Source organism: Microbacterium sp. HMWF026, from assembly GCF_003061325.1.
Classification (GTDB): domain Bacteria; phylum Actinomycetota; class Actinomycetes; order Actinomycetales; family Microbacteriaceae; genus Microbacterium; species Microbacterium testaceum_E.
On record NZ_QAJB01000092.1, the window covers coordinates 1 to 9,947 of the forward strand.

The following is a 9,947-nucleotide window of genomic DNA, read 5'->3' on the forward strand; positions in this document are numbered from 1 at the left end:
GCCCTGCCCACGGACCGCCGCCCCGCCGATGTCGAGCGTCTCGCGCGGGCGCGCGGCATCGTCGATTACGTCGCCTCGCTCACCGACGCGCAGGCGTTCGCCCTGTCCGAGGCCATCTCGGGCCGCGCCGACCGGCTGTGGGCGCTGGGCCAGCGGCTGTGACCGAGACGGTCGTGTGCGACGGGCGGGTGAACGGGGGCCGCTGAGGCGACGCCTCGACTGTTCGAGGCCGCGGTGGGCGTGGCATCCATGTCCCGCCTCTGGCGGCCTGGTCAGCGCCCGCGGCCGGCCCGGCATCCATGTCCCACTTTTGGCGGCCCCGACACCTTCGAACCGACAAGAAGTGGGACACACACCCCCATAAGTGGGACGAGGGTCGCGGCGGCGGTCGCCACGAGGTCGTTGACCGATGACGCCACTCCCCCGCCGCCGCCCCGGAACGAAGAAGTGCCCCGGGACCCGCGCAGCCCACCGCTGCGGGGGTCCCGGGGCACGATCCGTGCGTCGATGTCGACGCGCGGCGCACGTCCCGAGCGAACAGGACGCGCGAGTGCCGCACCGCCCCGGGGCTTCGCGCTCCCGGGGCGGCGGGGGTCTTACAGGCCCTGGGCCAGGCGGTAGTACGCCTGGTTCCAGCGCAGCTCGCTCTGGAAACCGCGGACCGTGGTCTCGTCGTCGATCACGACGAGCTCGGTCTTGGCGATCTCGGCGAAGTCGCGGAACACCTCGATGCCCACGGCCGTCGTCATGACGGTGTGGTGGGCGGCACCGGCGGCGAGCCAGCAGCCGGCCGAGGTCGCGAAGTCGGGAGCGGGCTTCCACACCGCGCGACCCACGGGCAGCTTCGGCAGGTCGGGGGCGTCGACGTTCTCGACGACGTTGGCCACTAGGCGGAAGCGGTCGCGCATGTCGCTCATCGCGACGACGAGAGCGGGGCCCGCGTCGGCGGTGAAGACCAGTCGCACGGGGTCGTCCTTGCCGCCGATGCCCAGCTCGTGGATCTCGAGGCGGGGCTTCTTCGTGGTCAGCGAGGGCGAGACCTCGAGCATGTGGGCGCCGAGGATGCGCTCGTTGCCGGGAACCAGGTCGTAGGTGTAGTCCTCCATGAGCGAGGCGCCGCCGGGCAGACCCGCACCCATGACGTTGGCGACGCGCACGAGGATGGCGGTCTTCCAGTCGCCCTCGGCGCCGAAGCCGTAGCCCTCGGCCATGAGGCGCTGCACCGCGAGGCCGGGCAGCTGCTTCAGCGCGCCGAGGTCCTCGAACGAGGTGGTGAAGGCGCCGAAGCCGCCCTCCTCGAGGAACGAGCGCAGGCCCAGCTCGATCGCCGCGCCGTCGCGCAGCGACTGGTGACGCGCCCCACCGGGGAGCAGTTCGTCGACGACGTCGTAGCTGTCGACGTACTCCTGCACGAGGGCGTCGATGTCGGCATCCGATGCCTTCTCAACGGCCTCGACCAGCTCGTTGACGCCCCACGTGTTGACCTGGACGCCGAAACGCAGCTCGGCCTCGGTCTTGTCGCCCTCGGTGACGGCGACATAGCGCATGTTGTCGCCGAAGCGGGCGAGCTTGAGGGTGCGCGCGGCGGTCCAGCCGGCGGCGGCGCGCTGCCAGTCCTCGATCTGCTGACGCACGGCGGGGTTCGACACGTGGCCGACGACGGTCTTGCGCGAAACGCCCAGCCGCGTTTGGATGTATCCGAACTCGCGGTCGCCGTGCGCGGCCTGGTTGAGGTTCATGAAGTCGAAGTCGATGTCGTTCCACGGCAGCTCGACGTTGGCCTGCGTGTGCAGGTGCAGCAGCGGCTTCTGCAGGGCGTCGAGCCCCGAGATCCACATCTTCGCGGGGCTGAAGGTGTGCATCCACGCGATCACGCCGATGACGTCGTCGCGACCGTTGACCTCGAGGGCCATGCGGCGGATGCTGTCGGAGTCCTTCAGCACGGGCTTCCAGACGACCTTCACCGGAAGGCCGTTCAGGCCCTCGACGACGGCCTGCGACTGCTCGGCGACCTGCTTCAGCGTCTCTTCGCCGTAGAGGTTCTGGCTACCGGTGACGAACCAGACCTCGTAGCCGTCGAGGTCGTTCTTGAGGGGAGTGCGGGTCATAACGTTTCCTTTGTGAGAAGTCTTCAGAGGGATGCCACGGCGGCGGCCTCGACGGCGAGACCGGCCCGGTAGCGGTCGAGGTAGGCCGAGAAGCCGGCCACGTCGGCCGGGTCGGGGCCGGCCGTGACGATCGGCGCGTCAGCGAAGACCGCCTCGCGCAAGTAGGTGTCGAGGTCGCGGCCCTGGCCGTCGGCGACGTAGGCCGCGAGCACCGCGATGCCCCAGGCCCCGCCCTCGGACGCCGTCTCGGCGACCGCGACGGGCGCGTCGAGCGCCGCGGCGAGGAAGCGCTGGGCGACACCGGCCGTGCGGAACATGCCGCCGTGGGCGTACATCCTGTCGAGCTCCACGCCCTCGCCGTGCAGGACGTCCATGCCCAGGGCGAGCGTGCCGAAGACGCCGTAGAGCTGTGCGCGCATGAAGTTCGGCAGCGTCAGGCGGCTGTCGGGCGTGCGGACGACGAGGGGGCGTCCCTCGTCGAGACCCGCGATGGGCTCGCCGGCCAGGTGGTTGTACGCCAGCAGCCCGCCGGCGTCGGTCTCTCCCTCGAGGGCGGCCGAGAAGAGCGCCGCGTAGGTGGCATCCGGGGTCACCGGGGTACCCGCGGCCGCGGCGAACGCGGTGAACATGTTGGCCCACGCGGCGAGCTCGCTCGCGCCGTTGTTGCAGTGCACCATCGCCACCGCGTCGCCCGAGGGCGTCGTGACCAGGTCGAGTTCGTGGTGCACCTGCGCGAGCGGCCGTTCGAGCACCACCATCGCGAAGATGCTCGTGCCCGCGCTGACGTTGCCCGTACGGGGTGCGACGGCGCCGGTCGCGACCATCCCGGTGCCGGCGTCGCCCTCGGGGGGAGCGAAGGGGATGCCGGGGCGCAGGGTTCCGCTCGGATCGAGCAGCTGCGCCCCCTCGACGGTGAGCGCACCGGCCGACGCGCCCGCGACCAGCGACTGCGGCAGCAGGTCCTTCAGCGCGGGGACGCGACCGGCGGCCAGCTCGTCGTAGCGCGCGACGAGCTCGGCGTCGTAGTCGCGGGTGGCGGAGTCGATGGGGAACATGCCCGACGCGTCGCCCACGCCCAGGACCTTCTCGCCGGTGAGCTTCCAGTGCACGTACCCGGCGAGGGTGGTGAGGAAGCGGATCTCGGGGACGTGGGGCTCGGCGTCGACGACGGCCTGATGCAGGTGCGCGATCGACCAGCGCAGCGGGATGTTCACGCCCAGCAGCTCGGTGAGCTCGGCCGCGGCGACGCCGGTGTTGGTGTTGCGCCACGTGCGGAAGGGGGCGAGCAGCTCTCCGTCGGCGTCGAACGCGAGGTAGCCGTGCATCATCGCCGAGACGCCCATCGCGGCGTACCGCTCGGGGGTGACGCCGTACTGCTGACGGACGTTCTGGACCAGCTCGGCGTAGGCCGCTTGCAGGCCCGACCAGACGGCATCCAGCGGATAGGTCCACAGCTTGTCGGCGTAGACGTTCTCCCACTCGTGGGAGCCGGTGGCCAGCACCTCGGCGTCGGGGCCGATGAGGCAGGCCTTGATGCGGGTCGAGCCGAGCTCGATACCGAGGCTCACCCGGCCTTCGGTGATGTGCGCGTTCATCGACGGTCGTCCGTGCTCTGTCCGTAGACGTTCTGGTAGCGCTCGTACAGCGCGTCGATCTTGTCCTGCGGGATCGGGATGAGCGGACCCGCCTCGCGCGCGATGTGCACCGTGCGCGCGACGTCCTCGAGCATGATGGCGGCCTTGACGGCGTCCTTCGCGCTCGATCCGATCGTGAAGGGGCCGTGGTTCTGCATGATGACGCCGCGCGAGCGGTGACCGCGCAGGGTCTCGACGATGCCCCGACCGATCGAGTCGTCGCCGATGATCGCGAACGGACCGACCGGGATGGGCCCGCCGAACTCGTCGGCCATCGCGGTGATGACGCAGGGGATCTCTTCTCCCCGGGCGGCCCAGGCGACGCCGTAGGTGGAGTGCGTGTGGACGACGCCTCCGACCTCGGGCATGTTGCGGTAGACGTACGCGTGCGCAGCCGTGTCGCTCGAGGGGCTGCGCTCGCTGCCGGGGGCGCCGGAGATGGCGTTGCCGTCGAGGTCGCAGAGGATCATGTTCTCGGGCGCGAGGTCGTCGTACGAGACGCCGGAGGGCTTGATCACGAACAGATCGGCGCCGGGGACGCGACCCGAGACGTTGCCGCCCGTCCAGACGATGAGGTTGTAGCGCACGAGCTCGGCGTGCAGTTTCGCGACGTCGGCGCGGACGGCGTCGATCGCCTCCTGCACCTCGGGCGCGAACGTGGCGGCATCGGACACGCGTGTCTCCTTCGACGTGGTTCGGGGTGGGGCGCGGCGCCCTCGCGTCGCAATGTTACCGGTAACATCGCCGTTCCGCGAGAGCGCGCCGCCCCGAAACACCGCCCTCGCGGGGACCACGCGTGCCGGACTCCGGAGATTCCGAGCGGTCGGGCGGGAGCGCACGCGGTTTCGCGCGGAGCACGCGTCCGGACGACAGGGATTCTCCGGAGACCGGCACGGCGGACGGGCGAGCCGGCCGGGGCGCCGGACGGTCGAGCCGACCGGCCCGGCGGGCGGGCGGACGGACGGGCGGACGGTCGAGCCGACCGGCCCGGCGGGCGGGCGGACGGACGGTCGGTCGGATGAGCCGGCCGGTCCGGCGGACGGGCGAGCCGGCCGGCCCGGCGTCAGCGCGGGGTGGAGGTCGAAGCGCGCGGCACCAGCACCGGCGGCGCGGGAGCCGTCGGCTGGTCGCCCAGCACCCGGGCGACGGCCTCCGCCGCCTCGCCCTCCACGTCGAGGCGCACCGTGGTGAGCGCGGGCGCGTAGAAGGCGGCATCCGGGTTGTCGTCGAAGCCGGCGACCGAGACGTCGGCCGGAACCGCGAGCCCGCGGGCGGCGAGCCCGGCCATCAGCCCGAGGGCCATCTGATCGTTGGCGACCGCCACCGCGGTGGTACCGGCGCGCACGTGCGCGGCGACCGTGTCGGCGACGGCCGCACCGGAACCGGCGCTCCAGTCCCCCTCGACCCGACCCTCCCGCGTGAGCCCGCGACGATCGATTGCATCCGCGACCCCGGCCGTGCGCGCGAGAGCCTCGCGCCAGTCGGCGGGGCCGGCGAGCTCGACGATGCGGCGGTGTCCGAGGTCGGCCAGATGCTCGACGGCGAGCGCGGCCGCCTCGCGCTGGCGGGTCCCGGATTCGCCGTAGAGCGGCACGATGGGCACCTCGTAACCCTCGAGGGGGGTCGCGCCGTGGGCGGCGACCAAGACGATGCCGTCGACGCCCTGGTCGAGCAGGTGCTGGACGGCGGCGTCGATGTCGGCGGGGTCGTCGGAGTCGGTGTACGCGGTCGAGATCCACCGCCCCCGCGCCCGTGCGGCGCGTTCGAGAGCGGCGATCCCGGCGGCCGGGCCGTGCAGGACGGCATCGGATGCCACCACCCCCACGGTGCGCGTCAGGCTCGTGCCGAGCGCGCGGGCGGCGTTGTTGACGCGGTAGTCGAGGGCGGCGACGGCGTCGAGCACCCGCTCGCGCGTGGCGTCGCGGATGCCCGGGTAGTCGTTCAGCACCCGCGAGACGGTCTGCGTCGACACCCCCGCGGCGGCCGCGACGTCGCGCACGCCGATGCGCCTGCCGCCGTTGTCGCCGCTCATGGTGACTCACAGTAGCGGCGCGCGCGACCGACCCACGCACACGCGAGCGAGCGCGAGGCCTGGAACCGCTCCCGAGGAGAGCCCGTCGACGCCCCCCTTACAAGACGTCGACGGGCCTGCCTCTACTCTGGCCCACCCTCATGGGGCCGAACCAGAGGGTTGCTCTCGCGGAGGATGAGCATTCTGCGCGCCGCGGCCCGGGCTTTCGCGTGGCGACCGACCCTCATTCCCGTGCGCGCAGCGCCGCCACCCGGTCGTACTCCGCGCGGACCGCGGGGCGGTGGTCGGGGTCGACGGCCCGGGTGGTGGCGGCCGTCCAGTCGACCGGCCCCCCGGCGAGGACTCCGGCGGCCTGTCGCGCCGCGCCGAGGGCGACGTACTCCCCCGCCGCGGGCACGACGATCTCGGCGTCGAACACCTGCGCGGCGATCCGCGCGACCCCTTCGTTCGCCGCCGCCCCACCGATCAGCAGGATGCGCCGGACCTCCACCCCCTGCGCCTGGATGGCCTCGAGGCCGACCGCCAGGCCGCTGAGCATGCCCTCGATCGCCGCGCGGGCGAGGTTCTCCCGAGTGGTGGATGCCAGAGTCAAACCGGTCAGCGAGGCTTTCGCGTCGGGCAGGTTGGGGGTGCGCTCTCCCTCGAACCACGGCACGAGCACGACGCCGCCCGCGCCGGGCTCCGCCTCCAGCGCGAGCGCGCCGAGTTCCTCGTGCGACACACCCAGCAGCCTCGCGACCGCGTCGAGGACGCGGGCCGCATTCAGCGTCGCGACCAGCGGCAGGAAGCGCCCGGTCGCGTCGGCGAAACCGGCGACGGCGCCGGTGGTGTCGGCCGTGGGGGCCTCGGCGACCGCGAACACCGTGCCGGATGTGCCCAGCGACACCACGACGTCACCCGGGCCCGCCCCCAGGCCCAGCGCCGCGCCGGCGTTGTCGCCCGCACCCGGTCCGACGTGGGCGCCACCGGGCAGGGTGCCCGCGCTCTCCCACGGCCCGAGGACGCGCGGCAGCGTCGCGTCGTGGCCGAGCGCGCGGCGGAACAGGTCGAGGTCGTAGCCGTCGGCCCCCCAGTACGCGGTGCCCGAGGCATCCGATCGGTCCGTGACGAGCTCGTCGAGGACGGCGTTGCCCGGCCCGAACCCGCGCAGCCGCCAGGTGAGCCAGTCGTGCGGCAGCGCGACGGCCGCGACGCGGGCGGCGTGGGCCGGCTCGGCATCCCGCAGCCACCGCAGCTTGGTGCCCGTGAACGACGCGACCGGCACGGCGCCCGTGCGCGCGGCGTACGCCTCGGCGCCGACCTCTGCGATGAGATCGCGCGCCGCCGACGCCGAGCGGGTGTCGTTCCACAGCAGGGCATCGCGGATGATGACGCCCTCGGCGTCCAGCACGACCATGCCGTGCTGCTGACCGGCGATCGACACCGCCGCGACGTCGTCCAGACCGCCGGCCTGGGCGATGGCATCCTGGAGCGCTCTCCACCACGCCTCGGGGTCGACCGAGGTCCCGGCGGGGTGCGACGCGCGCCCCTCGCGCACCACGCGTCCGCTGTCGGCGTCGACGACGACGACCTTGCACGACTGCGTCGACGAATCGACTCCCATGACGAGCGCCATGCTCACTCCTCCTGTTGTCGCCGCGCCGTCGCGGCATCCCGTTCAGTGTCCACGACACGCCGTCTCGCGCGGCGGCGATGCGGCGTGTTCTGGACACTCGACGGAGGGAACGGAGGGGCCCGGATGCCGTGGCATCCGGGCCCCGGGAGACTCAGCGGGCGCCGAGCAGGTGTTCGGTCGCGAGCTGCTGCAGACGGACGAACCCGAAGCCTTTGCCACCGAGGTACGCGTCGGTGTCGAAGTCCTCGTAGGCCGAGCGGTCGGCGAGCAGGTCGTCGTAGCTCTCGCCCTCGTTCAGCGTCGGCTGCGCCAGCTCGAGCACCTTGGCGGCCTCGAGGGCCTCCTGCACCTCGGGGTCGGCGCGGAAGGCCGCGGCGCGCTCCTTGAGCAGCAGGTAGGTGTTCATGTTGGCCGAGACGGAGTCCCAGACGCCCGTCTCGTCTTCGGTGCGCGAGGGCTTGTAGTCGAAGTGGCGGGGGCCGTCGTAGGCGGGGACGCCGCCGGGGCCGCCGTTCTCGAGCAGGTCGACCAGCGCGAAGGCGTTGTGCAGATCGCCGTGGCCGAACACGAGGTCCTGGTCGTACTTGATGCCGCGCTGACCGTTGAGGTCGATGTGGAAGAGCTTGCCGTGGTAGAGCGCCTGGGCGATTCCGGCGGCGAAGTTCAGACCGGCCATCTGCTCGTGGCCGACCTCGGGGTTCAGACCTACGAGCTCGGGGCGCTCGAGCGAGTCGATGAAGGCGATCGCGTGACCGAGCGTCGGCAGCAGGATGTCGCCGCGGGGCTCGTTGGGCTTGGGCTCGATCGCGAAGCGGATGTCGTAACCCTTGTCGGTGACGTAGTCGCCGAGCAGGTTGACGGCCTCGCGGTAGCGCTCGAGCGCCTGACGGACGTCCTTGGCCGAGTCGTACTCGGCACCCTCGCGGCCGCCCCACATGACGAAGGTCTGGGCTCCCAGCTCGGCGGCGAGGTCGAGGTTGCGCAGCACCTTGCGCAGAGCGAAGCGACGCACCTGCCGGTCGTTCGAGGTGAAACCGCCGTCCTTGAAGACGGGGGCCGAGAAGAGGTTCGTGGTGACCATCGGCGTGATGATGCCGGTGTCCTTCATCGCGCCCTTGAGGCGGTCGATCTGCGTCTGACGCTCGGAATCGGTGGAGCCGAAGGCGAACAGGTCGTCGTCGTGGAAGGTCAGGCCGTAGGCGCCGAGCTCTGCGAGCTTCTCGACGACGTGCACGACGTCGAGGGGCTGACGGGTGGGGCCGCCGAACGGGTCGGTGCCGTTGTATCCGACGGTCCAGAGTCCGAACGAGAACTTGTCATCGCGGGTGGGGGTGGGCATTCCTGCTCCTTCGCATGGACGCACGAGTGCGCGAGAGCGCACCGTCGGGTTTGTTGGTTTTCACAACATATACCCCGGATGCCGCGGCGTCCACCCCCGCGTCAGCGTGAGAGCGCGGCGTCCACCACCGCGAACACCGCGGGGTCCCACGTCAGCGCCCGCTCGCGCGGCAGACCGAACGCGTCGGTGAAGAAGATGCTGTGCACGTGGTCGGGGAACGAGTGCCGCGTCACCCGCGGCAGCACCGCGGCGGGCACCTGATCGGCGCGACCGCTGGTGAGGGACACCAGACCGTCGTGCGGCCACAGCTGCGCCGGCTCTGTCACCGCGGCGAAGTACCCCGCGCCGATCGCGGTGACCGGGATGCCGTCGAGAACGCCCGCCTGGCGGTCGTTCCACGCGCGCAGGTAACGGCGCGAGACCTCGGCCGCGGCCCCCTGCGAGTTCGCCGCCGCGTAGGGCCGCGCCTCGGCGAAGATCTGCAGGGTCGCCGGGTCGCCGTGCGCGTCGGCCTCGGAGATCTCGTCGTCGACCAGGTCGCCCAGCACCGAGCCGTCCCACGGCGTGCCCAGCGTCACCAGCCGCTCGACGCGCGGACCGCCGCCGGCGAGCTCGCGGATCGCGGCGCGCGAGAACAGCCCGCCCATCGAGTGCCCGACCAGGTCGACGCTCGAGAGCCCGTGCGCGGACGACAGCCACCGCAGAAAGGCGGCGAGCGCGACACCGGCGACGTCGATCGACCCGACCGCGTTGATCGTGACCTCGGCGGGCAGCACGACGGGAACGTCGTCGAAGCCCTGCCACCCGGCATCCCTCTCAACCGTGCCCACCCCGATGCGGGCCGGGGCGGTGAAGACGGGAACCCCCGCCGTGCGCAGGTGCTCGCGCAGCGCCGTCATGGTGTTGCCGGCCGCCAGGCCCGAGGCGGCCGCGCGGTCGGAATCGGTGAACGGGGTGACGGCGGCGCCACCGGAGACGAGGACGACGGCATCGGCCATGGGCGGGCTCCTTCGAGGCTGGGATCCCGGTCAGGATAGGGCAGACCGCCGACACCGCCCTCCCCACCCGTCGAGTGTCCACGACGCGCCGCATCGCCTGCGCCCGTTCCGGCGTGCCCTGGACACTCAACAACCCGGGGGCGGGGTCTGGGCCCGGGCCGGAGCGCCGGGGGCCGGGACCGGAGCGCCGGGGGCCCCGGCGCTCCGGTCCCGGCCCCCGG

The 9,947-nt window shown here is 72.4% G+C and carries 8 protein-coding genes; 1 reads left to right on the top strand and 7 read right to left on the bottom strand.

Annotated elements, in window-relative coordinates; genetic code table 11:
• Positions 1-3 precede the first annotated feature (3 nt).
• Complete coding sequence (locus DBR36_RS18830) at positions 4-162, top strand: hypothetical protein (protein WP_219927611.1); 159 nt, start codon at positions 4-6, stop codon at positions 160-162.
• A gap of 434 nt (positions 163-596) precedes the next feature.
• Here the strand turns inward: DBR36_RS18830 and araA are convergent, their stop codons facing one another.
• From araA to DBR36_RS04505, 7 genes are all read right to left on the bottom strand, one after another.
• Complete coding sequence (araA, locus tag DBR36_RS04475) at positions 597-2,108, bottom strand: L-arabinose isomerase (RefSeq protein ID WP_108317745.1); 1,512 nt, start codon at positions 2,106-2,108, stop codon at positions 597-599.
• Positions 2,109-2,131: 23 nt separating this feature from the next.
• Positions 2,132-3,703, bottom strand: coding sequence for a xylulokinase (locus tag DBR36_RS04480; protein ID WP_108317746.1), 1,572 nt, complete (start codon positions 3,701-3,703; stop codon positions 2,132-2,134).
• Positions 3,700-4,416 carry an L-ribulose-5-phosphate 4-epimerase gene (locus DBR36_RS04485; RefSeq protein WP_108317747.1) on the bottom strand — a complete coding sequence of 239 codons (717 nt, stop codon included), beginning with the start codon at positions 4,414-4,416 and terminating at the stop codon, positions 3,700-3,702. The genes DBR36_RS04480 and DBR36_RS04485 overlap by 4 nt, the downstream gene beginning before the upstream one ends.
• A gap of 389 nt (positions 4,417-4,805) precedes the next feature.
• Positions 4,806-5,774 carry a LacI family DNA-binding transcriptional regulator gene (locus DBR36_RS04490; RefSeq protein WP_108317748.1) on the bottom strand — a complete coding sequence of 323 codons (969 nt, stop codon included), beginning with the start codon at positions 5,772-5,774 and terminating at the stop codon, positions 4,806-4,808.
• Between the two features lie 223 nt (positions 5,775-5,997).
• Positions 5,998-7,389, bottom strand: coding sequence for a xylulokinase (gene xylB / locus DBR36_RS04495; protein ID WP_108317749.1), 1,392 nt, complete (start codon positions 7,387-7,389; stop codon positions 5,998-6,000).
• 151 nt (positions 7,390-7,540) lie between these two features.
• Positions 7,541-8,728 (bottom strand): xylose isomerase, encoded by a 1,188-nt coding sequence (gene xylA, locus DBR36_RS04500; protein WP_108317750.1) that lies wholly within the window; start codon positions 8,726-8,728, stop codon positions 7,541-7,543.
• 101 nt (positions 8,729-8,829) lie between these two features.
• Positions 8,830-9,726 (bottom strand): triacylglycerol lipase, encoded by an 897-nt coding sequence (locus DBR36_RS04505; RefSeq protein ID WP_108317751.1) that lies wholly within the window; start codon positions 9,724-9,726, stop codon positions 8,830-8,832.
• Positions 9,727-9,947: the final 221 nt, after the last annotated feature.